This is a genomic window from Nitrosomonas ureae, assembly GCF_001455205.1.
In the GTDB taxonomy this organism is placed as follows: Bacteria; Pseudomonadota; Gammaproteobacteria; order Burkholderiales; family Nitrosomonadaceae; genus Nitrosomonas; species Nitrosomonas ureae.
Genome location: NZ_CP013341.1, coordinates 638499 through 663008, shown reverse-complemented (window position 1 = coordinate 663008; position 24510 = coordinate 638499). Strand labels below are relative to the sequence as shown.

Here is a 24510-nt window from a genome sequence, read left to right as displayed (position 1 = left end):
TAGGAGATTATGACATGGCTACCAGTATAGCTTGGCATGAAACGGCTTCGCGAATTAACCAATTTTATCGATTGACAAAGCCACGCGTAGTATCGTTGATTGTTTTTACGGCGGTAATTGGGATGTTTTTGGCTGTTCCAGGCGCTGTACCTATTGATATCTTGTTATTAGCGACATTAGGCATAGCATTAGTGGCAGGGGCTGCTGCTGCCTTGAATTGTCTTGTAGAGCAGAAAATGGATGCGGTAATGGCGCGTACCAAAGGCAGACCGTTGCCACAAGGTAAGGTAAGTGTTCCCGAAACTTTGTTCTTTTTGTTACTTGTTGGCGGAATAGGGCTTTTTATTCTGTATTATTGGGTTAACGAGCTCACAATGTGGTTAACATTGGGAACATTTGTGGGATATGCCATTATTTATACCGTCATTCTGAAACCATTAACGCCACAGAATATTGTTATTGGAGGTGCATCAGGAGCTATGCCGCCGGTATTAGGATGGACTGCAGTAACCGGAGAAATAGCCAGCGATGCGCTGCTGTTATTTTTAATCATTTTTGCTTGGACACCGCCGCATTTTTGGGCGCTTGCGCTCTACAGAAAAAAAGAATATGCCTCAATTGGCATGCCTATGTTGCCGGTAACACATGGTGATCAATTTACGAAATTACATGTAGTACTGTATACAATTATCTTGTGTTTGGTAACTACCTTGCCTTATATCACGCAGATGAGCGGCCTGATCTACCTAGTTAGCTCTATTCTGTTAAACGGTGTTTTCATGTATTACGCGATAGAAATTTATCGTAACTATAGCGATCAATTGGCACGAGACGCATTCCGTTATTCAATCCTTTATTTAGCGCTATTATTTGTTGCATTATTGGTAGATCACTATTTCTTCTTCTAAGATAGTATCGTAAGAAGAAGTCTATCCTACGTTTGCAATACTTCCTGATTTTTTTGTGCGATCAGGGTGTTGCAAGCGTAGAAATCAAAAACGGAGTTAAGGTGTAGCGGGAAATACTTTTCCCGGATTCAAGATGTTGTTTGGGTCGAACACCTGCTTAATATTTCTCATTAGATCAAGCGTTACATGATCAATTTCCTTTGTTACAAAAGCGCGCTTCTCACTGCCGATGCCATGCTCCCCCGACAATGTGCCGCGTAGCTTGATTACTAAATCAAATATCTCGTCCAGACAGCGTTCAGCACGTGATACTTCTTCCGTATCGTCAGGATTGATTAACAGATTGACGTGAATGTTACCATTGCCTGCATGGCCGAAATTAACATTATGTAATTGATAGTGATCGCTAAGCCTTCTCAGGCCAGCTAAAAATTGCGGTAAGGTGCTTACCGGCACTACGACATCTTCATTGATTTTTTTCGGTGCAATTTCTTTCAGTAAGGGTGATAAGGCCTTGCGTGCCTGCCACAGTGCTGCTGTATCGTTAGCTTGTTGAGCGCTAATCAATCCATCGCTGCGGCATGCCTCGAGGATAGCGGTAATTGAAGTGGAAATGTCCTGGTCAAAGCCATCGACCTCAATCATCAGCATCGCATGGGTATCCACCGGCAGCATATTCGGATAGCGTCCGCGAATAAGATTGAGCGATCCAGCATCTAGAAATTCCAATGCGCTTGGCAGTTGCGGTAACGCCATAATATTGACAATGGCTTGGGTACAGCTTGAGAGATCATTAAAATTCGCAGTAATACCAGCTACAGCGCTAGGCAGGGCGGAGAGTTTTAGAGTGGCTTCAGTAATAACAGCCAGCGTTCCTTCGGAGCCAATTAAAAGTCGTGTCAGATCATAACCGACCACGCCTTTGGTGGTGTAACAACCGGTAGTGATCAAATCTCCTGTGCCAGTCACAGCTTTCAAACCTAAAACATGCTCTCGTGTGGTGCCGTATTTAACTGCATGTGGTCCGCCTGCGCTAGTGGCAATATTGCCGCCGATACTCGAAAATTGAGCGCTTGAAGGATCCGGTGGCCAGAAAAAACCGTGGGGTTTGGCGGCATCCTGCACCGTTTGATTTAGCACGCCGGGCTCAGCCACGATGATCCGATTGGCGGGGTCGATCGAAATGATGTTCAGCATGCGTTCCATCGATAAAGCGATGCCGCCAAACTCAGGCAAGCTGCCACCTGCTGTGCCGGTGCCTCGACCGCGGGGAATCAGTGGGACATGATATTGATTGCATAATAAGACGATCTGACGCACTTCTTCCGTGGTTAAAGGGAACAGGACGGCATCCGGGGGAAAGATCTTGCGGCTGTTGTCATAAGCATACGAGTAACAATCCACCGGATCAGTATAAAAACGATCGGGTGGGAATGTGCGCTGCAGTTCGGTGAGCAAATTAGCCGGCAGCATGGGAGAAAATTAACTTGAAAGAATTAATTAAGATATTCGAACGCCTTAACAACCTTGCGTACGCCTGAAGTGGAACTGGCAATCTGAGCTGCATTATCGCCTTCTTCTCGTGTGACCATTCCCAGCAAGTACACGACGCCATTTTCAGTAACGATTTTGACGTGATTGATTTGGAACTTACGTTCGGCCAGGAAGCGTGCTTTCACCTTAGAGGTCAGCAGCGTGTCATTGCTGCGGGATGACAATGCAGTGTTAGCTGCAATGGCGATTTCGTTGTGGATTCGGCGTACATTATCGACCCCCATGACCAGTCTTTCAATATTTGTCTTGACGGCTTCTGTGGGTGCTTCTCCGGTTAATAGCACAATACGGTTATAGCTGGTCACATTGATATGGACGCTGTTACCCAATTGTTGATGGATGCGCCGTGAGGCTTTGAGTTCAATGCCTTCATCCTCAATAAAAATACCGCTGGTTCTGCGATCTTCTGAAATATAAGAATTCGATCCTGAAGCCGTGCTTACCGAATACAAAGGACAGCCAGTCAATAAAGGAAAACAAAGTAAAAGAGACAACCAGTGCCAATTGAGATATTTCATTTGATTAACTCCGCAGAATTCAAAATTTCAGGCCTGATAATACAGTAAAATAGTCGGATAACGAATAATCCATTAGCCAAAGTGTGAGCTAACAGATGGCATGAGTACAAAAAAACCGCAGCAGACGATCAATCAAAAGAGAGCGAGCACGGATAATAGCCAAACCTCATCAGCGGTGCTGGGTGTCGCTGTAGGCGAGGATCGCTATTTGGTGCCTATGACCGAGGTTAGCGAAGTCATAACCATTCCCAAATTAGCCCATGTTCCACTGACACAGCCCTGGTTTCTGGGTTTGGCTAATGTGCGCGGCAATCTCTATGGAATTACGGATCTGGGTGTTTATTTAGGAAAAGATTCCAGCCCGTTCAATCAAAAATCACGAATATTATTGGCATCACCCACTGATAAACTATATGGTGGATTCATCGTGAACAGCATGCTGGGAATCAGAAGCTTATCTGAATTCACCCCGGTTAAGGCAGTCAGGAAGAAATTGCCCCAAGGCGCTATCAAGCCATACAAAGATGCAGAAGGTCGTCTATGGCAGGAACTGAGTTTGTTTGTACTGATCCGCGAGGAAAAATTCTTGCAGATTGCTCGTGGATGATTTTTTGTTTGAATCAGCAGGTCAACACGTTTTTATTTAATATTATCTGAATAGAGATTAAAAGAATCATGTCGATTTCCCAATCAACAGCAAAAAACAAAGCCAAGATTCTGGCCGAAGCCTTGCCGTATATACAGCGCTTTCATGGCAAAACCATCGTGATTAAATACGGTGGTAATGCGATGGTGGAAGAAAATCTCAAACAGGGTTTTGCGCGTGACGTCGTGCTGTTGAAACTGGTAGGTATGAACCCGGTGATCGTGCATGGCGGCGGTCCGCAGATTGACAGCATGCTCAAACGTGTTGGCAAGCAAGGCGAATTCATCCAGGGCATGCGCGTAACCGATGCTGAAACCATGGATGTGGTTGAAATGGTGTTGGGCGGGTCGGTCAATAAAAATATCGTTAATCTGATCAATCGTCATGGCGGTAAGGCGGTTGGTTTGACGGGCAAGGACGGCGCTTTTATCCGCGCCCGGAAAATGCTCATGGCGGATCGTGAGACCGCAGGAAAATGGATCAATATCGGGCAGGTCGGCGAAATCGAATCAATCGATCCGGCGCTCATCGCTTTGCTTGATACGCAGGATTTTATTCCCGTCATTGCACCGATTGGCGTGGGAACCGAAGGCGAATCATATAACATCAACGCTGACCTGGTGGCGGGTAAATTGGCGGAAATTCTCAAGGCGGAAAAACTGATTCTGTTGTCCAACATCCCCGGCGTGCTGGATAAGGATGGCAATCTGCTGACAGGCCTGACGGCACAGCGGGTGGATGAGTTATTCGCCGATGGCACCATTTCCGGTGGGATGTTGCCTAAAATCGGCTCGGCGTTGGATGCGGTCAAGAAGGGCGTGAAATCCTGCCATATTATTGATGGGCGCGTGGAGCATGCGTTGTTGCTGGAAATTCTGACCGATCAAGGGGTAGGGACGTTGATCAAAGAAAATCAGGAAGAATTTACTTAACTGTCATTACGAGTATCGCGAAAAATCTGCAAAGATTCCTCACCTTGTTCGGAATGACAATCTTGTATTAACGGGGTTTTCTTCAAGCGCAAAACATATCAGTAGCTACCAGCGCTTGCCCAAAGCCGTCAAAATTCCTCGCAGAATCTGTACCTCCTCTTTCTCCAGTCGCGCGCGGCCAAACAAACGACGGATGCGCTGCATCAGCAGTCTGGGTTTTTGCGGATCGAGGAAATCGCTGGCAATCATCACCTGCTCAAGATGCGCATACAATAATTCCAGCTCATTGAAATTGGCGGGAAACCCAGCCAGAGGAACGGGTTCATCATTTTCGATCAGCGCCATGCGCAACTCATAGGCCATTACCTGCACGGCGCTTGCCAGGTTCAGCGAAGTAAATTCCGGATTGGCGGGAATATGGATGATCATCTGGCATTTACTTACTTCCGCTGTAGTCAATCCGGAAGTTTCCGTGCCAAACAACAGCGCAACCGGATGTTGCCGCGCATAACGCAATAATTCCCGCGCACCCTGCCGCGCGTTGAAAACATCATGCGAAAGATCGCGCGGCCGCGCCGTCATCGCAGCGGTCAACACAGTGTTATCCAGCGCTTCATCCAACGCAGTGCAGACCCTTATTTTCTCCAGAATATCACGTGCACTGACAGCACGTACATCCGCTTCTTTATCCGGGAAAGCCTTGGGATTAATCAGATAAAGCGAGCTTAACCCCATCGTTTTCATCGCCCGCGCTGCCGCACCGATATTGCCGGGATGGCTGGTGTGGCTGAGGATGATGCGGACACGGTCGAGCGGGGAAGATATATTCATGTGAGTGAGTTTGTTTGAAACGATGTGACTGACTTCAGAGCAAAATCAATGCTGCAATGGGTCTGATTTTAACAGAACAAGTCAAGCAACGGCGTTAATGCGGTAAAAGCGATCACGAACAAAAATGTATCAGTAAAGCATGTCTGACGAGTGGACAAATGCGCTTAGTACAGGAGTAGGAATGAGGCCAGATACAGTAAGTTTATAGATTACAAAACAAAATACATGCGATTCATCGGCTGTATTCTCAATTCTAGTCAAATTCCGTGCTATTTCTGCGCAATTTACGTTATTTGAGTATGACAGTAAGAGTGTGAAATGGCAGTGCTCTATAACGTAAGTTGCTGGTGATTTTTACTATAGAACACTGCGGTTATGATCAAAGAACTTAATAATTCGATTTTTCTTCAGTGGACCTGGCTTTGCCGCCCCCTTACTGATCACCTGCCGGAACTTGATGGAAAGGCTAATGGTTTTACCGTAAGCCTCAGGATCACGAGTTTCTGGTGCAATTGGCCTGCCGCCGCAAGCAACTAAGACCAAAATAACTGATACCGCAAAAAAGTGTGGAATTCGCATATGAGGCCTTTTAATGAGCAATTAATAATCAAACCTTGTGTTTCAACGATTCGCAGCATACCAACTGCAGCTATATGGGAAATTGATCTGGATCAAACTAGATCGGTTCCGCTGCCGAGTATCCATCGTAATCTGAGTTGCAGTTAACTTAAAAATTACCGGGATGGTTGAGGATGATACGAATATTATCAAACGGAAAGCGTGTATTCGTGTGGGTTATTTATTTCAGATGGAACGAGAGCCAATGATCAATTAGCGCTTCAATCGACCTGATACTAGCAGAATAAATCAAGGCAATGAGGTAATGCGCAAAAAGGCTCAGAATCACGAATCGTAGGTTACGAAATAAAAAATACATGTAGGTTATCGACAATATTCTCAATTCGCGACCTGTCCCTGAGTCTCCTAAAACTTGGAACCGATAATGCTTGGATAATTCTCAATCGTTATTGGTGGTAATTCTTATCAAGTAATTTAATAGTATGCTGCGATTCGGCATAATAGTCTTGCGCGTCTTTAAGTTCCCCTCGCTCCCGCGCCACATCGCCCATTTTATCCACCGAGACCGACAAATCGCGCAGGCTTTGCGGTGTTTCGCCGAGCTGTTGTAACAACTGCCGGCGGAGCGCCAGCGATTCGGCATAATAGACTTGCGCGTCATTAAGTTCCCCTCGCTCCCGCGCCACATCGCCCATTTTATCCACCGAGACCGACAAATCGCGCAGGCTTTGCGGTGTTTCGCCGAGCTGTTGTAACAACTGCCGGCGGAGCGCCAGCGATTCGGCATAATAGACTTGCGCGTCTTTAAGATCCCCTCGCTCCCGCGCCACATTGCCTACATTGTCCAACGAGATCGACAAATCGCGCAGGCTTTGCGGTGTTTCGCCGAGCTGTTGTAACAATTGCCGGCTCAGCGCCAGCGATTCGGCATAATAGACTTGCGCGTCTTTAAGATCCCCTCGCTCCCGCGCCACATTACCTACATTGTCCAGGGAGATCGACAAATCGCGGAGGCTTTGCGGTGTTTCGCCGTCTGCTTTGTTTAAATGTCGGGCTAGTTTGACCATGCTGCCGGCGATGTCCCAAGCCAGCTGAAGCTGGGCATGCGGCAGACAAATATCCAATGCTCTGTCCGCGGCCAGCAACACGCCACGATCCTGTTTATTTTTTACCCGGTGCCATTCATCGATAAGCTGCTGGTCAGACGCACTGAGCGGCAATTCAGAGATGTTTTCGCTGTGTTCAGTATGATCGGATGCAATTGTACTGTCAGAACGCACTATCCAGTTGTCGGTTTCTACGGTTAAATCACGGATGGCCCATAAGTCGGGCGCCAGCTCCCGGAGCAATTGCCTTTCATCGGTTGGCAGCACGATGATGATTGCGCGATTTTGTTCGCGTAGCGTTTCTCGGTTTTCATTCAAACGCCGGTAGAATTTCCGGCGGGTTTCCGGCCAGTGCTCGTCATGATTGGTACGTGTCAGATCGAGCCAGACGGGCGCGCCGGTTAATTCGTGACTGATTTTTTTACCGAGTAGTGCGGGTAGCGCGACGGTAAGGAGCTGATCAGCAGTTTCAAGTGGAACACTGTTCAATCCTGAAATACGCAAACGGTAAAATTGTTCGAGACGCGCGCGAAATAATTGAACGACTTGGGCGTGCCGGCTAAAAATGAGGATTAGGCTGAATGCATCCGACCAGCGCAAATGATTCAGCAGGCGTTGCCATTGTTGCTCCCCTTCCGGTGTCTGTTGAACGGACTCATAATCTTCGCTTTGCATGGTGGCTTATTGCAACAGCAGTTTTACCAGCACGGGATGCACGTCATACCAAGGTTCGCCGTTAACATAATTCATAATCATATTGGCATCCAGAAAGCGCGTTAAAGTTGGCAAATCATCCATCCCATCCAGAGCATGTTGTTTGCTATGGTGGATTTTTTTCAATTGTTGCTTATCGCTTTCCGGAATAGGCTGGAATTCATTGGTTAATTGGACGATCGCCCGATTCAGCATGTCGTCGTTCACTATTTCAGGTTTCGGCTGTTGGTTCACGCTGCGTGCGGCACTCAGACCCAACAGGCCTTCACACACCAAGCGAAAATAGTCCCGAATGTCGCCTCCCGATAAGCTTGCCAGGCGGAACAATTGCTTCTGTGTATAAAATTTCAGCCATTCAGAATAGCGCCGCTGAATGATCTCCTGCATGATTTCTAGCCCTGAATGATCCTCTTCTCCTTTTTTATTGCGTACATGAATATTAGGCCAGATGCAAATCGGATTAGCGCCAAGATTGCGTGCGATGTTTGGAGCGCGTGGAATGAGAAACGGCGGCACGGTGTACACCACATGCAAGCCGGGTAGCGCTAGATTTGCGGCCTGACCGGAAAATAATTCGACAATGCTGTCATAAACCGATTGGGCATCGTCGCCCACGCCACGGATTTGTTCCAGAGAATCAACCAGCAGCACGATCTTTTTGTCAGTATTGCCTTTTTTGAGTGCGTTGACTAAATCTCTGATGTATAGATGTGCTTTTTGCACCAATCCATCCAGGTTGCCACGCAATTTCTCCTGTACCTGTTTTTTGAAATTGGCATCGCGTTGTAGCCGTGCGCCAATTTTTGCGGTAGCGACACCCAAATTGCCTTCAACCTCTGCCTTTTCAATTTCAATTTTTGTTTCAGTGAGAAAGCTCCATAGCCTTGCTAAAGGTGAGTCTGCGAGGATCCCGATGCTATGATCTGAAACTGCCCGGTCAGCTAAAGCAGCAATTAAAGACAGCAGAAAATCTCCCAGTTCCAATGGCTTGGTCATCAGCACATACTGCTGCATATTGGTCAGAATGACAATATGTCCTTGGTTTTCCAGCAGGTGTTTCAAGCGACGCAATTCCGTACTCTTGCCATTGCCTCGGAACCCGGTTAATAAATTTACGCTCTCCGATTCAGCAAAATCTATGCGATGAGAAAGCTGCAGAATGGGGTCAGACGCTGGGTTTTGTTGCAATATTGGTACATAAAGCGGACTATCAAATTCTAGTGGTAAACTGTTCTGCAAGGTATTATGAAAAGCCTTGAGTTGTGGCAACAGGTTATCGTTTTTATTCATTGTGTTGTTTATTAATGGAATATAAATGCAGGAATATTATCAGAGAATTGAATTTATTATCGCATTGAACAGAGCGATATATTACTGGATCCTTATAGCCTATTTGTTGAAATTCGGGCATGCTTGCAAGGGCATAAGTCTCTCAGGCAAGGCGGGCTTGGATGTTTGCTGACTATTTTGCTATTGACAGCATCCTTCGTGTCCCAACTAGCACTGTTTCATAAAGCGTTTCGACGAAAATTTTTCGGAGCACCGTCTACTATAAAATAAAAGTACCGTCCAATCATGACAATAAAGAAGTTCGATATGTCAGAAAACGGATTCTGTGGCTTTCAATTAACACATTTTAACGAGTCTTGTTGTGGCGTGGCAATATAAAATGGGTGGCAGATCGGTCACTTCTTCTGGCGTGGTTGCCAGTGCATGTGGTTAGCACATGGCATTATCAAAAAAGATGTTAGGTCAGAATTAAGAATATTTATTCTTTCCGAGAAGAACCCCACTCGTTCGTTGAATGGGGAGATGCTGATGACAAACAATTTGTTTCTTTTTGAGATCGCAGGTTGAGAAAAAAGAATAACATTAATTTTTGATTAAAAATGAGTTTAATCATTCATAATGACTTATGTAGAGCTTCTCAGATTTTACTATCCAGCCCATTCTCGGCCAATTCCGCAGCGCGGAGGATGGCTTTGGCTTTATTCTGTGTTTCTATCCATTCGTTTTGCGGAATAGAGTCGGCCACGATGCCCGCGCCTGCTTGCACGTGCAGTTGACCGTCCTTGATCACCCCGGTGCGAATTGCAATGGCCAAGTCCATATCGCCGTTAAACCCAAGATAACCGACCGCTCCGGCGTACACGCCGCGTTTGGAGACTTCCAGTTCATCAATGATTTCCATCGCGCGCACTTTGGGCGCGCCGCTTACTGTGCCGGCCGGAAAAGTGGCGCGCAGCACGTCAATCGCGCTCAGTTCCGGTTTTAGCTTGGCCTCGACATTCGATACGATGTGCATGACATGGGAGTAATTCTCGATTTGCATTTTTTCCGTGACTTTGACGGTTCCGGTTTGCGCCACGCGACCGATGTCATTGCGGCCCAGATCCATCAGCATGACGTGTTCGGCGATTTCTTTCGGATCGGCCAGCAGGTCGGTTGCCAGGGCGGCATCCTCCTGGGGGGTTTTGCCACGGGGGCGTGTACCTGCAATCGGGCGTACGGTAACCGTGTCACCTTCCAGACGCACCAGTATTTCCGGCGACGCGCCGACTACGTGAAAATCATCAAAATGGTAGAAGAACATGTAGGGAGAAGGATTGAGGCTGCGTAGCGCGCGATAGAGCGCCAGTGGCGATGCGGTATAGGGTTTGCTGGTGCGTTGCGATAACACTACTTGCATGATATCGCCATCGAAAATATAGCGTTTGGCCCGATCGACAGCGGCTTTGAACTCGGCTTCAGGAAATTCCGCAACTGCTGTGCCGGGAGCGACAGCTTGTTCGTCTGGAATCGTTACCGGTTGACGTAATTTTTCCAGCAGGGTTTTAAGCCGCTGACGTCCGGTCTGATAGGCGTTTTCCTGTGCCGGATCAACATACACGATCAGATAGAGTTTGCCGGAGAGATTGTCTACTACGGCCAGTTCTTCGGACAGTAGCAGCAAAATATCCGGGGTATTCAAGCTGTCCGGTTTGGCCTGGCTTTTCAGCTTATGCTCGATGTAGCGCACCGTATCGTATGAGAAATAGCCGGCCAAGCCGCCACAGAAACGGGAATTTCCGGCAGGGCAGGGAGCCGCTTTAAATTGCGCCAGATAGGACTCAATGTAAGCCAGGGCGTCATCAACCGTGACTGTTTCCGATCCACCCTGATTGATCAGGGTGATGGTGTCTTCATACACGACCATGCGCGTTGCTGCCGGTAGTCCGATGATCGAAAACCGGCCAAAGCGTTCGCCGCCCTGTACCGATTCCAATAAATAGGAGTAAGGCTGGTTGGCCAGTTTCAGATAAATCGATAAAGGGGTATCCAGATCCGCGTAAGTTTCCAGAACGATTGGAATGCGATTGTATCCCTGCTGCGCGAGCAGATTGAATTCGTCCTCGGTCATGAAAGATTTTAAGCGATGCTTTTAATCAATTTTGTTGCATCCACCAAGGTATCAACGATGGCATCGCAATCCAGTTCGTATACATCGCGCCCTTCGTTGTAACCATACGGTACACAGAATACATGGCAACCGGCCGCCCGGCCGGCGATGGCGTCATTCAGCGAATCGCCGATCAGTAGTGCTTCATGCGGTTGCGCATCGAAGTATTTGCAAATATGCGTGAGCGGCATAGGATCGGGCTTTTTCTTGGGTAGACTGTCGCCCGACAGTACGATCTCGAATTTGTTAAATAGCCCTGTCGCATGCAGCAGTGGCAGGGTAAATGCTTCAGCTTTGTTGGTGATGCAGGCCAATTTGTAGCCCGCTTGCTGCATGAGTTGTATGCCCTCAACCACGCCGGCATAGGGGCGCGTATTGATGCTTAAATTGTTGGCGTAATGCTGCTCGTAAATCGGCAATGCTTTGGCGAACAAAGCGGCATCGGGTTCTGCATCCAGTTGCCCGGTTAAGGTGCGTTTGACCAATTTCTGTATGCCTTTGCCGATATAGGAGCGAATTGTTGCTGTCGATTGTTCTGGCATGCCCAGATCCTTCAACATCAGGTTTGCGGCTAAGGCGAGGTCTTCAGCGGTGTCGAGCAATGTGCCGTCCAGATCGATCATGATGACCTTGATCGCTATCGGGAATGCTGTTTTGTTAGCTGAAGCCGTGTGACTAGAGGAACTATGATTCATTGGAATAGTGGAAAAACAATATATATGAAAATTGTGATGGGTTAAACTTTTGCCAGTTCAGCCCGGAATGCGGCGACGATGCTATCATATCGATGCGGGTCGGCATCCTTGCCAGCCTGATACACCGCAGAGCCCGCGACGAAAGTGTCGGCTCCGGCGCGAGCGATTTCAGCTATGTTATCCACTTTTACGCCGCCGTCAATTTCCAGCATAATGTCTTTGCCACTGGCGTCGATACGTTTTCTGACAGCGCGCAGCTTGTTCAGCGCTTCGGGGATGAATGTCTGTCCGCCAAATCCTGGATTCACCGACATGATCAAAACCAAATCCAGTTTGTCGAGCACATGATCCAGGTAGTGCAGCGGCGTGGCCGGGTTAAACACCAATCCTGCTTTGCAGCCTTGCTCTTTAATCAATCCGATAGTGCGATCGATGTGATTCGAGGCTTCCGGATGGAATGAAATGATATTGGCACCAGCCTTGGCAAAATCAGGAATAATGCGATCCACAGGTTGCACCATCAGATGCACGTCGATAATTGCATCGGTGACCGGGCGAAGGGCCTCGCAAACCAAGGGGCCAATGGTGAGATTGGGGACATAATGGTTATCCATTACATCAAAATGGATGATATCCGCGCCTGAGTCAATCACATCGGTGACTTCCTGACCCAATTTGGCGAAATTAGCGGAAAGTATGCTGGGTGCTAAACGGTACATGGAAAAAACCTCTCAATATTCAAATCAGCTATTTTAACCGCAAATGTCAGGCTGCGCGTAAAAGAGTGATTGTTAATGGATAAATTTTTTGATAATACTTTCTGAAATGTTTATCTGAGAAACGATCAAATGATTCGGAAATGTAAAGTGAATCGAAAATAAATAGAGAAGAAAGAGAACTAATTCCGTGATTAACAATAAATAAGGCAATGTAAGGATAAGGAGGTAAATTAGATTGACTAATACCGAATACCAATTGAAGCCATTATTTAATTTTGGATCAGAATCTTCTATTGTGCTACACAATGATGTTCCAGCGTCTATTTCTATAAATGGGAAGATATACCAGGGCTCAAGCGATGTGCGACTTGATTTATTACCTCAAGCAGGAATTCACTTCTATGGTTCGTTTCATGATGTTCTATTTTTGGCATTTGTTGATCGAAAAGCTATAAATTCTTTTTCTATAAATGATATTGAAATAAAAGGATTTTTTGTTCCCGGGGGAGATCCTGAGACCGGAAAGCTTTTTGTCAAATGTTATCCAAATTTGGGTTCGATAATCGGAATGGGAAATGATGGGACATTGATCGAGCGGATTATTTTCCATTTGTTTAACTTTGTCGATTTTATGGGAAACAGACGATCTTCCGAGCCGAATGGAACGGGGATCGAGACGACAATTGAGCATATGGATTTGATTTGCGATGAATGGAAGATTGAGTTGAAATCGTTATTATCAACAAAGGAAAACATCAATTTTCTAAGAGAGAATGGGGGATACCGATCAACCCATATTGGGAGTATTCAGAAGCAGAATGGCTTTTCATTTACCGGGAGTGATGCTAATGAATGTTTAACGGCACTTCGTTATTTTCTTTCCTTTATTAAAGGCGGATGGTGTAACCCGATTTGTTCGGTGGGGTTCGATGTAACGGGTGAGCGTGTTTGGGAACAGTGGTCGTCGCCTAGAGAAGCTTGGTATAAACCCTTTTCGTGGTTTGACGCTCAAAATACAAAGCAATTGACCAGTTTGTTTTGTGGCTTCATGAGGCTATGGAGGAATGCCGATTGGCAAGGAGCACTCAAGGAGATTATCTATTGGTACTTAAATGCAAATTTTTCATCGCGCGGTATTGATGCCGGAATCATCCTGACCCAAGCAGCAATCGAACGCCTTTCCTATGAATATGCAGTAAAAGCTAAACGTCTTGTAACTGTAGATGGATTTAAGAATCTCTGGGCATCCGACAAGTTTCGGTTACTATTCTCTTCTCTGAGGATTCCATTGAATATTCCGCCAGAAACTTCCAGTCTTGGAGATCTTGCTCGGAGCCAGGGAATGAAATGGATCGATGCCCCGCACGCTTTAACAGAAATAAGGAATTCTCTAATTCACCCGGAACATAAGAAACGTGGTCAGCTTGACTCTGCTTACTTCGATGCTTGGAATTTAGGTTTGTGGTATTTGGAAATGGGAATTCTTGCTATTTGTAATTATGAGGGAGCTTATGGAAATAGGTTGAAGCTTAATCGAATGGGGGAAGTTGAAAATGTACCGTGGAGTTGAATTTTAAATTTGTGACGGATATGTTTTACTTTCTTGCCATTAACGGGATAGCAATTGATTGTCAATATTGATGCTATTTCTTGGTAAACTACCGCTAAGAACGTAAAACAGTTTGGAACGAAAAGATGACCGAAGAGAGCAAGTATGAAATTGAAGTCAGTGTTCGTACCGTATATCTGCCCGATCAATCGGATGAGGAATCGGAAAGGCACGTGTTTGCATATACCATTACGATTGCAAATAACGGGACAGTTGCAACCCAACTCATCAGCAGGCATTGGATTATCGATAACGGAGATGGCACGATTCAGGAAGTGCGCGGATTGGGCGTTGTGGGCGAACAGCCTTTTCTCAAGCCGGGAGATAGTTTTGAATATACCAGTGGAACGGTGATTTCTACGTCGGTTGGATCAATGAAAGGTAGCTATCAGATGGCAGCTGAAGATGGTTTTCATTTTGATGTGGCTATACCGGAATTTATCCTGAGTGTTCCCAGAACGCTGCATTAGTGTGGCTGATTTGAAGATCCTGGTGCATGTGTGTATTTAAGCCTTTATCATTTTAATGACCGGTAAGCTCTATCTGGTTCCGGCGCCAATCAGTCAAGCCGATATCGCTTGGGTATTGCCTGCGGCGGTGCAACAATGTGTGGCTGAAATTTCTCATTTTATTGTTGAGCACCCTAAGACGGCGAGGCAATTTCTGAAACAGCTGAGTTGCACATGCCCTTTGCAGGAATTGAATATCCAGATTCTGAATGAGCATACGCAAGCAAAAGATTTTTTAGCTTTGCTGGATCCATTATTAGCTGGACATGATGTGGGCTTGTTATCCGAAGCTGGCTGCCCGGCCGTGGCGGATCCTGGAGCCGGGCTGGTCAGGCTGGCGCATAGAAATAATATTCCTGTCGTGCCTTTGGTTGGGCCATCCTCCATTTTGCTGGCGTTGATGGCATCGGGCTTGAATGGTCAGCGATTTGCCTTTCACGGCTATTTGCCAATTGAGGGCGCAGCAAGAGCAAGTAAAATAGTCGAGCTGGAAAGAATATCGATCCATCTGAAGCAAACGCAGATTTTCATTGAAACCCCCTACCGTAACCAGAAACTGCTCGAGCAACTCGTCAAAGTGTGCAATGACAATACCGACTTGTGCGTTGCAACCGATCTGACATTTTCCCGAGAGATGATTGCAACCAAATCGATCAAAGAGTGGCGGTGTGCTTTACCAGATGTCAATAAAATACCGGCGATTTTTTTATTGCAGGGATAACTGATTCTAATATGAGTGTTATCCGCTGATCTGAGTGATTATTGATCACGGTGCTTTTTCTGAATAAATTCTATTTTGTAGCCATCGGGATCTTCGATAAATGCAATGATTGTTGTGCCATGTTTCATTGGACCCGCTTCACGTGTTACTTTGCCGCCCATTTTCCTGGTGCTTTCACAGGCTTGATAAGCATCGTCGACTTCAATGGCGATGTGGCCAAAACCTTCACCTAAATTGTATGAAGAGGTATCCCAATTATGCGTCAGTTCCAATACGGTACCGCTAGCCTCATCCTGATAACCTACAAAAGCGAGGGTAAACTTGCCATCCGGGTAATCTTTGCGGCGTAATACTTTCATCCCTAAAACTTGCGTATAAAACGCAAGTGATTTTTCGAGATTTCCAACGCGAAGCATAGTATGCAGAATACGCATTTAAATTTTTACCATTTCAAAATCTTCTTTACGTGCGCCGCACTCCGGGCAAGTCCAATTGATCGGCACATCATCCCAGCGCGTACCCGGTGCAATACCTTCATCTGGAGATCCTAAGGCTTCATCATAGATGTAGCCGCAAATTAAACACATATAACGATTATATTGATGATTCTCTTCAGTAGGCATGATAGATAGCAGTGTCCTTTTAGGTTAAAATAATATTTTACGGTATTAATGCATGTTACAGCCACCCCCAATCGTACTTTCTTTTGCTGCAAATGACCCCAGTGGTGGAGCAGGCCTGCAGGCGGATACGCTGACTATCGCCAGTTTGAGCTGTCATCCTCTATCTGTCATGACGGCTATAACTGTCCAGGATACAACAGGTGTAGATGAGGTAATACCACTGGATTCCGAATGGATTGCGGATCAAGCGCGCGCCGTTCTGGAAGATATGCCGGTGCATGTATTTAAGATTGGTTTGCTGGGCAGCGTTGAAATTATTGCTGCGATTGCGGAGATAATTTCCGATTATCCGCATATCCCTTTAGTGATGGATCCTATACTGACTTCCGGACGCGGAGATGAGCTTGCGAATGAGGAAATGATTGATGCGATGCGCGAATTGTTGTTGCCGCAAGTTACGATATTAACGCCCAATAGCTTGGAGGCAAGGCATCTTGCCCAACTTGATGGGGACAGTAGTGAAAGCAGGCTGGATTTGAGCGTTTGCGCCCATCGGTTATTGGATATGGGATGCGAGTATGTATTGATAACGGGCACGCACGAAAATACAGCGCAAGTGAAGAATACCTTGTTTAATGTTGAAGGTATCGTGCGTTCAGATGAATGGGAGCGGCTTGAGCATACGTATCATGGTTCGGGTTGTACACTGGCATCGGCAATCGCTGCATCATTAGCCAACGGCTTATCAATTAGCGAGAGTGTCTTGGAAGCGCAGGATTATACCTGGCACACATTGCAAGCAGGATTCCGGCCCGGCATGGGGCAATATATTCCCAACAGGCTTTTCTGGGCCAGAGATATTGCAGGCAGTGAAGACGAGAATGGCGATACAGCCGTTGAGACGCCATAAAATTAGAGGGTTATATGCGATAACGCCGGATTCCGAGAATACCGGCGAGCTGCTGGGTAAGACGCAGCAAGCACTGGCGGGGGGGGTACGGTGTATTCAATATCGTAATAAATCCGTGGATAATGGGTTACGCAAAGAACAAGCCGGATTACTGTTGCAGTTGTGCAGAAAGCATGAAATTCCTCTAATTATCAACGATGATATTGATCTTGCACTAGAGATTGATGCGGATGGGGTGCATGTGGGGCGTGATGATAGTACGGTATCCGATGCGAGAAAATTTTTGCAGCAAGACAAGATTGTTGGGGCGTCGTGTTATAACAATCTGGATCTGGCGATTGAGGCTGAAAAACAAGGTGCAGATTATGTCGCTTTTGGGGCTTTTTTCCCTTCAGTGACCAAACCGGAAGCAACACCGGTTTCAATCAGCCTGATCAATCACGCGAGGCAAATATTAACAATACCAGTTGTCGGGATTGGCGGAATTCAACTGAACAATGCCGCAATGGTTATTCATAACGGCTGTGATGCCATAGCCGTTTGCAGCGATTTGTTTCAGGCCGGAAATATTAGGGTAAGAGCAGCGCAGTACGCGCAATTATTTGCAGGAAATCTGTAATACATTTTAATCCGGATTGTTTTTTATCTTTATCAATTCTTTTTATGAGTAACTAAATGACTTCACGTAATCATCTATTGTTCGAACAATCTCAGCAATATATTCCTGGCGGTGTAAATTCCCCGGTCCGTGCGTTTAAATCGGTTGGTGGTGAACCGGTTTTTTTTCAGCGTGGCGAAGGTGCGTATTTTTGGGATGCGGATGGTAAATCGTACATCGATTATGTCGGTTCATGGGGGCCTTTGATTTTGGGTCATGCGCATCCCGAGGTCGTGAAGGCGGTTCAGAATGCCGCACAGAATGGATTAACATTTGGTGCACCTACCGAAGCCGAACTGGAAATCGCGCAGTTGATTTGTCAATTGATTCCTTCCATTGAGCAGGTGCGATTAGTCAGTTCCGGCACTGAAGCGGGCATGAGTGTAATTCGCCTGGCGCGGGGTTTTACCGGCAGGAGTAAGATCATTAAATTTGAAGGGTGCTACCATGGGCATGATGATTCCTTGTTGGTCAAGGCAGGCTCGGGTGCATTGACCTTCGGTAATCCTAGTTCCGCCGGGGTTCCGGCGGAAACAGCCGGCCATACGATCGTTCTGGACTATAATGATATCTCAGGCATCGAAGCTGCATTCAATCAATGGGGAAAAGAAATCGCCGCGGTGATTGTTGAACCGGTTGCCGGCAATATGAATCTGATAGCTCCGCAACCTGATTTTCTTGCCAAGCTGCGGGAGTTGTGTACGCAGAACGGTAGTGTGTTGATATTTGATGAAGTGATGACCGGATTTCGCGTCGGTTTGGGGTGTGCGCAAGGGCTGTATCAAATCAAGCCTGATCTGACCGCACTGGGTAAAGTCATCGGTGGTGGCATGCCGATGGCGGCATTCGGCGGACGCCGCGATATCATGCAGTGCTTGGCGCCCCTTGGTCCGGTTTATCAGGCGGGTACGCTATCTGGTAATCCGGTGGCTGTTGCAGCGGGGCTGGCTACGTTGAAGTTGATTCAAGCGCCTGGTTTTTACGATAAATTGTCGAGTAGAACACAGCAATTGGTCGAGGGCATTACTACCAAAGCTAAAAATCGTGGGATTGATTTTTGCGCACAATCTATTGGCGGTATGTTTGGTTTGTATTTTAGTAAAAATATTCCCGCTAGCTTTGCCGAGGTGATGCAATGCGATAAATCAGCTTTTAATCGATTCTTTCATGCCATGTTGGAGGAAGGTATTTATTTTGCGCCTTCGGCTTTTGAAGCGGGTTTTGTGTCGTCAGCGCATGGAGATAATGAATTGGATAAGACGCTGTCTGCGGCAGAGAAAATCTTCGGGAATTGGTAGTTCAGTTTGTTGTTAGTAATGGATGCGAAGTGAAAATAAAAAAGGTGGCAAGTGCCACCTTTTTTATTTCTTAATTGGAGCACTACTCAGCGCATAGTGGAAATGTAAGCCGAAACGGCGCGTTTTTCCAGAGGATTCATGCGGGTAAGTACTTTCTGCATGACATTATTGTCATCACCGCCTCGCTCGGCTTTGTTAAACAGCTCCAGCTGCATCATCGTATATTCTGCATGCTGTCCGGCTATTGCAGGGTAATGAGGCGGGATACCGGCACCCGTGGGACCATGACAGCTAGCGCAGGCAGGAATTTCGTCACCGAGGTTTCCGCCGTGATAAAGAACTTTGCCTGCCTCAACTAATTTCTCATCGGCTGCTATTGAGCTCGGAGTGGCTTTTTGTTTGGCATAATACGCGCCAAGCGCTTTCATATCTTCCTGGGATAGCGTAGCTACCATGGCGGACATGACAGGACTATTGCGTTTAGGCGGTTCATTGCCAGTTGCTTTAAAATCCATGAGCTGCTTAGTGATATACTCGGCATGCTGACCCGCCAGGATAGGGTTCATCGGAATAACGCTGTTGCCATCCGCATTGTGGCAGCCCGCACACACGCCCGATGCAATTTCCTCAACTGTGGCAGGTGCAGCGGGGGTGGTATCAGCAGATGCAGCATCATCTTCGGGGGCTTCAGCCGAAATCGGTGCAGCCATTGCAAATGCTGCGAGCATTACCATCATCTTAATCATTTTCATATTTCTTATTCCGTTTTGTTTTTAAAAGGCTTTAAAAAATTGCTAGACATGTTCGAGAAATAACGGCGTATTTTAACAAGGCATAACAACGTTAACAACAAAATTAAGCTGATCTTTGTTAATTATAATATTTTATTTTTCAATGAAAATAATCTTTATTATTTTACTGTTAGTTAATATAGCCTATGTAATGGGCAATCAGCTCTTATCGGAAGAGAAAAATGAACTTCTGCCGACTCAACAGAATCCTGAAAAAATAGTATTGGTTTCGACGCATGAAAGTTGTTTGATCTGGGGTAAGTTTTATGAAGAACAAATCCAATATGCTCAGACAGTTTTATCGGAATTATTTCCTGAACTGCTGTATAGCCTGGAGGAATCGGGTGATACCATTATGTTCTGGTTGCATATTCCACCTTTTCCGAATAAAGAAGCTGCCAATCGTGAAATCAATAAATTAAGAAATCTGGGCATTGTCAGTTTTCGCGTCAAAGATGAAACGCAATGGAAGAATGCAATTTCTCTGGGTATGTTTTATGATCAGAATGATGCGCTGAAACAACTAAGGGAGACGGAGAAAAAGGGTATCGCCAATGCCGGAATAGAAGACCGCAGTGTTTTGCTAAAAAATATAGTTATCCATAATCCGACGCGAATGATTAAGGAGCAGATGCAAAAATTGGTGGAGCAATTTGATGACACGCAATTGGTTCAAGGCAAGTGTGAGCGCTTATAATGTTTATAATATACCTGCATAGGAACGTTGGATTATCAAATTTGTTGCAATTTATTAAAAATTAATGAACTTTCAAAGCTTCTCACTCAATCATCAAATAAACTAATAATGACGGTACTGATAAAAACAGCGCAAGAAATAGAAAAAATGCGCATTGCAGGGCGGCTGGCAGCCGAAGTGCTTGACTACATAAAGCCTTATGTTGCGGCAGGCATCACTACTGAGGAGCTGGATTCATTGTGTCATCACTATATGGTCGATGTGCAAAAAACGATTCCCGCGCCCTTGAATTATGCCCCTGCAGGGCATACTCCTTACCCCAAATCCATTTGTACTTCGGTGAATAATCAGATTTGCCATGGTGTTCCGGGTCAAAAGAAATTAAAAAACGGAGATATTATTAATATCGATATTACCGTGATTTGTGAGGGATATCATGGAGATACCAGTCGGATGTTTTACGTGGGGGAACCTTCTATCCAGGCGAAACGTTTATGTGAGGTTACGTTTGAAGCGATGTGGCGGGGCATCGATGAAATCAAGCCAGGCAAACATCTAGGGGATATCGGGCACGCCATTCAGAAATTGGCCGAAGGGGTGGGGTATAGTGTGGTTAGGGAATTCTGCGGTCATGGCATAGGCGCAAAATTTCATGAAAATCCTCAAGTACTGCATTATGGTCGGGCCGGAACCGGGCTGGAATTGCAACCGGGGATGATCTTTACCGTAGAACCGATGATTAATGCGGGTAAAGCCGCCATTCGCCATCTGCCGGACGGTTGGACCGTAACCACCAAAGATGGCAGCTTGTCAGCGCAATGGGAACATACCATTCTGGTTACCGCAGACGGTTATGAAGTTCTGACCGTATCAGCAGGCACTCCGGGTAAACCTGCTTATCGTTTTTCCAACTAGGTTCTCATTCTCAAGATAAAATTCAATTATGATACGAAGCCATCAACGTACACCGGCACAAATTCGCCCGGTCAACATTATTCGTCATTACACCAAGCACGCCGATGGGTCGGTGCTGATCGAATGCGGCGATACCAAAGTGATTTGTACCGCCAGTATCAGCGAACAAGTTCCTCCTTTCCTCAGAGGGCAAGGCCAAGGCTGGCTGACAGCCGAATACGGCATGCTGCCCGGCTCGACGAATACCCGTATGCAGCGTGAAGCGGCAAAAGGTAAGCAATCGGGACGCACGATGGAAATTCAGCGCCTGATCGGACGTGCGCTACGCGCTGCGGTCGACCTTAAAAAACTCGGTGAACGCACCATTCAACTTGATTGTGACGTAATCCAGGCTGATGGCGGCACGCGCACGGCCAGTATCACCGGTGCATTTGTTGCGCTGCACGACGCGATCGAGAAATTAATTTATCAGCAACTCATTGAAACCTCGCCGATCACGGATCATGTGGCGGCGATCTCGGTCGGCATTCATCAAGGCGTTGCGGTACTGGATTTGGATTATATTGAAGATTCTTCATGCGATACGGATATGAATGTGGTGATGACCGGAAATCTGGGCATCATCGAAGTGCAGGGCACGGCGGAAGGCAACGCTTTCAACCGCAAAGAACTGGACACGATGCTTGATTTGGCGCAACAAGGTATTCAGGAATTGATTGCGATACAGAGAAAAGTTTTGCTGGCGAAATAATCTGGCGACTATGGATCCACTGAAGCAGCTGGTAATCGCGAGTAACAATCAAGGCAAGTTGCGTGAAATTAGCGCATTGCTTGAGCCGCTGACCATTACCGTGGTGCCGCAATCTGATTTTGATGTGAGTGAAGTCGATGAGCCTTACGGCACTTTTGTCGAGAATGCATTGACCAAAGCGCGTCACGCCAGCCGTTGCTCCGGCTTGCCTGCATTGGCGGATGATTCAGGCATCTGTGTGCAAGCGCTGAACGGCGCACCCGGCGTCAATTCCGCACGCTACGCTGGCGAACCTAAATCGGATGCGCGTAACAATCAAAAACTCATCGAAGCCCTGAAACAACAAACCGATCGCCGCGCTTATTACTATTGCGTCATCGTACTGCTGCGCCATGCCGACGATCCGCAACCGATCATCGTCGACGGATCGTGGCACGGCGAAATCATCGATCAGCCGCGCGGCGAAGGCGGGTTCGGTTACGATCCGTATTTTTATCTACCGGAACTCGGTAAAACCTCCGCTGAATTGACTGCGGAACAAAAAAATAAAATCAGCCACCGGGGCCGGGCGCTGGCGGAGTTAGTCGAAATTTTACGTGCTGGGAAATTTTGAAAACTAATAACTTACAAAATTTCCTTAGCTTAGCAGAGTGATACTTCGTAGAAACAAAAAATCTTAGTTCTGAGCCCTTGTTGAAACGATTTTAGCGAATGGTGTTACTGAGTTTACTCTTGCATACGGTAGCGCTTGGAGCATATTTCTTTGCTAGCGCTATAAGTCGTGACATGTCTTTTTTATCGCCTCTGGGGCCTAATGTGAATTTTGCTTGATTCAAAGCGTCATAGATATTTATATCAATGTACTGTATAGAAGGGTAATTTTTTGATTTTATGCAGTTTATATGGTGAGCTGAGTACTTCTCAACAAAGCCAGGATTATTGAATCCGTCAGGTGGAAATACTAACGGAGGAAATGCACATAGGATAAATCTATATTCACTCTGAAATTGCCATTCCTTCTGTTTAAAGCTTGCGAACGTATTTAATCCTTTAATACTGAGTATTTCTCTCCCTTCTGCATCATGGGTGAGAGCAATATTCCGATTGAAAATTTCAAGTATGTTATCGACGTACTGAATCTTTCTGCTAAACCAGTTTTCGTACAAAAATATCATTTGTAACCAATATTCATCTGAAAAGATTTCGTTCCAATTTACAGGAAATTTAATATTATCATATACAGTCATCCCTACGTTTGGTGGAGGAACAAACGGCTGAAAGTTGAAGAATGACTTTGGCAAGGTGATCATGACTCCTTTCATGGAGTCGCCATACATTTCCCACTGCGGTATGTTTTCTTCTAATAAATCTGTCCAGCAACTAACGTAAAGAAACCTCGAGAAATCGTAAAAACCGTAAGCCTTACTTTCATTTATATCATCAAGTGTATCTAAGCGACTGAACCTGATTTTCCGATTTAGTAAGATCAGCTCCAGGGTATTTATTGACGTATAGTGATGAATAATTTGAGTGCACATTTCTAATGGTTAAAGCGTCGGTATTAGGTTATTAGGTTAAATTTCCTTTTTACCCATTATCCGAATCGGGAGCGTCGGGTCGCGAATTAATTAAGAATACTGTCGATAGATCGCAAAAGTAGTGATCGGATACAGATAATCTTATCCCGATTCATCAATGACGCGAATCTGCCCATGTTTTTCCGCATCATCATCGGAGAGCACTTCGTACAGCTTGCGAATTTCTAGCGATACTGCATAGCCTTGGTTGCCAATATGAGTGGTAGTCTTATGTTTATTCACGATGATGCGCGCTCGGTCATTTATTTACAGTTGTTCGTAATGTCCGCCAATGGCGAAAATATAAACATACTTATCGTCAAATTTGTAGATCACCCGGTCTTTTTGGCTAAGCCTGCGCGACCAGAAGCTTGTTAAGTTATGTCGCAACATTTCAGGTTTACCGGTGCCCATTGATGGATCATCGCGAAGCATTTCTTTCAGAATGTTGCAGAGTGATTTATGCAGGCGTGGATCACGTGTTTTCAGTGTTTCGTAAACTTCCCACGTATTGCCTTCAAACACCAAGGATCTTTTGGGTTTCTTCATCCGATGCGGTATATCCCGATTTTGTGGTGTGGGTCTGTGTCGAAACCAGAATTTGTTGCATTAGATGGGTGTTTTGAAGCACAAAAAGTGTTTCTTGATCACGCGTCCAATCTTCGGCGCTGATGACCACGAAATCCTCGCCGCTTCGACGGGTAATTTTTACCGGCTGATGTTCGCTGATAACCTTCTCAACAATGTTTTTCAGGTTATCGCGAAATTTATTGACGCTGATGTTATCCATTTTGATTTTTCGTACGGTAT

General features: G+C 46.1%; 28 protein-coding genes. 13 read left to right on the top strand and 15 right to left on the bottom strand.

Translation table 11 applies throughout. The features are described from left to right. Positions 1 to 14: 14 nt before the first annotated feature. Positions 15 to 908 (top strand): heme o synthase, encoded by an 894-nt coding sequence (gene cyoE / locus ATY38_RS03185; RefSeq protein WP_062558021.1) that lies wholly within the window; start codon positions 15 to 17, stop codon positions 906 to 908. Between the two features lie 96 nt (positions 909 to 1004). Here cyoE and ATY38_RS03180 read toward each other — a convergent pair whose 3' ends face one another. Then, positions 1005 to 2381: an FAD-binding oxidoreductase gene (locus ATY38_RS03180; RefSeq protein WP_062558020.1), complete on the bottom strand. Its 1377-nt coding sequence runs from the start codon at positions 2379 to 2381 to the stop codon at positions 1005 to 1007. A gap of 23 nt (positions 2382 to 2404) precedes the next feature. Continuing rightward, positions 2405 to 2980: a BON domain-containing protein gene (locus ATY38_RS03175; RefSeq protein WP_062558019.1), complete on the bottom strand. Its 576-nt coding sequence runs from the start codon at positions 2978 to 2980 to the stop codon at positions 2405 to 2407. Positions 2981 to 3080: 100 nt separating this feature from the next. Here ATY38_RS03175 and ATY38_RS03170 point away from each other — a divergent pair, with 100 nt between their 5' ends. Together ATY38_RS03170 and argB are read left to right on the top strand one after the other, a co-directional pair. Next, positions 3081 to 3587, top strand: coding sequence for a chemotaxis protein CheW (locus ATY38_RS03170; protein ID WP_062558018.1), 507 nt, complete (start codon positions 3081 to 3083; stop codon positions 3585 to 3587). 68 nt (positions 3588 to 3655) lie between these two features. Continuing rightward, on the top strand, positions 3656 to 4558 hold the full coding sequence (gene argB / locus ATY38_RS03165; RefSeq protein WP_062558017.1) for an acetylglutamate kinase: 903 nt from the start codon (positions 3656 to 3658) through the stop codon (positions 4556 to 4558). A gap of 105 nt (positions 4559 to 4663) precedes the next feature. On the opposite strand, the gene ATY38_RS03160 is transcribed toward argB, so the two are convergent. The 6 genes from ATY38_RS03160 to rpe form a co-directional block, all read right to left on the bottom strand. Beyond that, the gene (locus ATY38_RS03160) at positions 4664 to 5389 is read right to left on the bottom strand and encodes an RNA methyltransferase (protein WP_062558016.1); all 726 of its coding nucleotides are present in this window, start codon (positions 5387 to 5389) and stop codon (positions 4664 to 4666) included. Positions 5390 to 6414: 1025 nt separating this feature from the next. Then, positions 6415 to 7749 carry a tetratricopeptide repeat protein gene (locus ATY38_RS03150; RefSeq protein WP_062558014.1) on the bottom strand — a complete coding sequence of 445 codons (1335 nt, stop codon included), beginning with the start codon at positions 7747 to 7749 and terminating at the stop codon, positions 6415 to 6417. 6 nt (positions 7750 to 7755) lie between these two features. Continuing rightward, positions 7756 to 9078: a hypothetical protein gene (locus tag ATY38_RS03145; protein WP_062558013.1), complete on the bottom strand. Its 1323-nt coding sequence runs from the start codon at positions 9076 to 9078 to the stop codon at positions 7756 to 7758. A gap of 637 nt (positions 9079 to 9715) precedes the next feature. Further along, on the bottom strand, positions 9716 to 11188 hold the full coding sequence (trpE, locus tag ATY38_RS03140) for an anthranilate synthase component I (RefSeq protein ID WP_062558012.1): 1473 nt from the start codon (positions 11186 to 11188) through the stop codon (positions 9716 to 9718). Between the two features lie 8 nt (positions 11189 to 11196). Then, a complete protein-coding gene (locus ATY38_RS03135) occupies positions 11197 to 11922 on the bottom strand; it encodes a phosphoglycolate phosphatase (protein ID WP_062558011.1) in 726 nt (241 codons plus the stop codon). Between the two features lie 41 nt (positions 11923 to 11963). Beyond that, positions 11964 to 12641: a ribulose-phosphate 3-epimerase gene (gene rpe, locus ATY38_RS03130; protein WP_062558010.1), complete on the bottom strand. Its 678-nt coding sequence runs from the start codon at positions 12639 to 12641 to the stop codon at positions 11964 to 11966. A 235-nt stretch (positions 12642 to 12876) separates the two neighbouring features. Between rpe and ATY38_RS03125 the strand changes: the two genes are divergently transcribed. The 3 genes from ATY38_RS03125 to ATY38_RS03115 all read left to right on the top strand — a co-directional run bounded on the left by ATY38_RS03125 (position 12877) and on the right by ATY38_RS03115 (position 15480). After that, entirely contained in the window at positions 12877 to 14211 is a 1335-nt protein-coding gene (locus ATY38_RS03125; RefSeq protein WP_062558009.1) for a YopA family protein, read from the top strand. Between the two features lie 125 nt (positions 14212 to 14336). After that, positions 14337 to 14720: a Co2+/Mg2+ efflux protein ApaG gene (apaG, locus tag ATY38_RS03120; protein WP_062558008.1), complete on the top strand. Its 384-nt coding sequence runs from the start codon at positions 14337 to 14339 to the stop codon at positions 14718 to 14720. Between the two features lie 55 nt (positions 14721 to 14775). Continuing rightward, positions 14776 to 15480 carry an SAM-dependent methyltransferase gene (locus tag ATY38_RS03115; protein ID WP_062558007.1) on the top strand — a complete coding sequence of 235 codons (705 nt, stop codon included), beginning with the start codon at positions 14776 to 14778 and terminating at the stop codon, positions 15478 to 15480. A gap of 38 nt (positions 15481 to 15518) precedes the next feature. On the opposite strand, the gene gloA is transcribed toward ATY38_RS03115, so the two are convergent. Further along, positions 15519 to 15914, bottom strand: a complete 396-nt coding sequence (gloA, locus tag ATY38_RS03110) for a lactoylglutathione lyase (RefSeq protein WP_062558006.1) — start codon at positions 15912 to 15914, stop codon at positions 15519 to 15521. Beyond that, on the bottom strand, positions 15915 to 16103 hold the full coding sequence (locus ATY38_RS03105) for a rubredoxin (protein ID WP_062558005.1): 189 nt from the start codon (positions 16101 to 16103) through the stop codon (positions 15915 to 15917). A gap of 52 nt (positions 16104 to 16155) precedes the next feature. Between ATY38_RS03105 and thiD the strand changes: the two genes are divergently transcribed. Genes thiD through hemL form a run of 3 tightly spaced genes read left to right on the top strand, consistent with a single transcriptional unit; the run spans position 16156 to position 18969 of the window. Then, positions 16156 to 17013: a bifunctional hydroxymethylpyrimidine kinase/phosphomethylpyrimidine kinase gene (gene thiD / locus ATY38_RS03100; protein ID WP_062558004.1), complete on the top strand. Its 858-nt coding sequence runs from the start codon at positions 16156 to 16158 to the stop codon at positions 17011 to 17013. Further along, a complete protein-coding gene (gene thiE, locus ATY38_RS03095) occupies positions 16985 to 17632 on the top strand; it encodes a thiamine phosphate synthase (RefSeq protein ID WP_062558003.1) in 648 nt (215 codons plus the stop codon). Before thiD ends, thiE begins: the two co-directional genes overlap by 29 nt. A gap of 56 nt (positions 17633 to 17688) precedes the next feature. Next, positions 17689 to 18969, top strand: coding sequence for a glutamate-1-semialdehyde 2,1-aminomutase (gene hemL / locus ATY38_RS03090; protein WP_062558002.1), 1281 nt, complete (start codon positions 17689 to 17691; stop codon positions 18967 to 18969). An 86-nt stretch (positions 18970 to 19055) separates the two neighbouring features. Here the strand turns inward: hemL and ATY38_RS03085 are convergent, their stop codons facing one another. Beyond that, complete coding sequence (locus ATY38_RS03085) at positions 19056 to 19721, bottom strand: c-type cytochrome (protein ID WP_062558001.1); 666 nt, start codon at positions 19719 to 19721, stop codon at positions 19056 to 19058. Positions 19722 to 19911: 190 nt separating this feature from the next. Between ATY38_RS03085 and ATY38_RS03080 the strand changes: the two genes are divergently transcribed. The 4 genes from ATY38_RS03080 to rdgB all read left to right on the top strand — a co-directional run bounded on the left by ATY38_RS03080 (position 19912) and on the right by rdgB (position 22736). Beyond that, complete coding sequence (locus ATY38_RS03080) at positions 19912 to 20457, top strand: SPOR domain-containing protein (RefSeq protein WP_235590377.1); 546 nt, start codon at positions 19912 to 19914, stop codon at positions 20455 to 20457. 108 nt (positions 20458 to 20565) lie between these two features. Next, positions 20566 to 21372: a type I methionyl aminopeptidase gene (gene map, locus ATY38_RS03075; RefSeq protein ID WP_062557999.1), complete on the top strand. Its 807-nt coding sequence runs from the start codon at positions 20566 to 20568 to the stop codon at positions 21370 to 21372. Positions 21373 to 21400: 28 nt separating this feature from the next. Further along, positions 21401 to 22123 carry a ribonuclease PH gene (rph, locus tag ATY38_RS03070; protein WP_143023457.1) on the top strand — a complete coding sequence of 241 codons (723 nt, stop codon included), beginning with the start codon at positions 21401 to 21403 and terminating at the stop codon, positions 22121 to 22123. A gap of 10 nt (positions 22124 to 22133) precedes the next feature. Then, positions 22134 to 22736: an RdgB/HAM1 family non-canonical purine NTP pyrophosphatase gene (gene rdgB / locus ATY38_RS03065; protein WP_062557998.1), complete on the top strand. Its 603-nt coding sequence runs from the start codon at positions 22134 to 22136 to the stop codon at positions 22734 to 22736. A gap of 91 nt (positions 22737 to 22827) precedes the next feature. Here rdgB and ATY38_RS03060 read toward each other — a convergent pair whose 3' ends face one another. The 4 genes from ATY38_RS03060 to ATY38_RS03050 all read right to left on the bottom strand — a co-directional run bounded on the left by ATY38_RS03060 (position 22828) and on the right by ATY38_RS03050 (position 24490). Continuing rightward, entirely contained in the window at positions 22828 to 23460 is a 633-nt protein-coding gene (locus ATY38_RS03060; protein WP_143023458.1) for a hypothetical protein, read from the bottom strand. A 342-nt stretch (positions 23461 to 23802) separates the two neighbouring features. Continuing rightward, positions 23803 to 23943, bottom strand: coding sequence for a hypothetical protein (locus ATY38_RS16020; protein ID WP_158441755.1), 141 nt, complete (start codon positions 23941 to 23943; stop codon positions 23803 to 23805). 24 nt (positions 23944 to 23967) lie between these two features. Continuing rightward, the gene (locus tag ATY38_RS03055; RefSeq protein WP_062557996.1) at positions 23968 to 24249 is read right to left on the bottom strand and encodes a Txe/YoeB family addiction module toxin; all 282 of its coding nucleotides are present in this window, start codon (positions 24247 to 24249) and stop codon (positions 23968 to 23970) included. Further along, positions 24218 to 24490, bottom strand: a complete 273-nt coding sequence (locus tag ATY38_RS03050) for a type II toxin-antitoxin system Phd/YefM family antitoxin (RefSeq protein WP_062557995.1) — start codon at positions 24488 to 24490, stop codon at positions 24218 to 24220. Before ATY38_RS03050 ends, ATY38_RS03055 begins: the two co-directional genes overlap by 32 nt. Between the last annotated feature and the right edge of the window lie 20 nt (positions 24491 to 24510).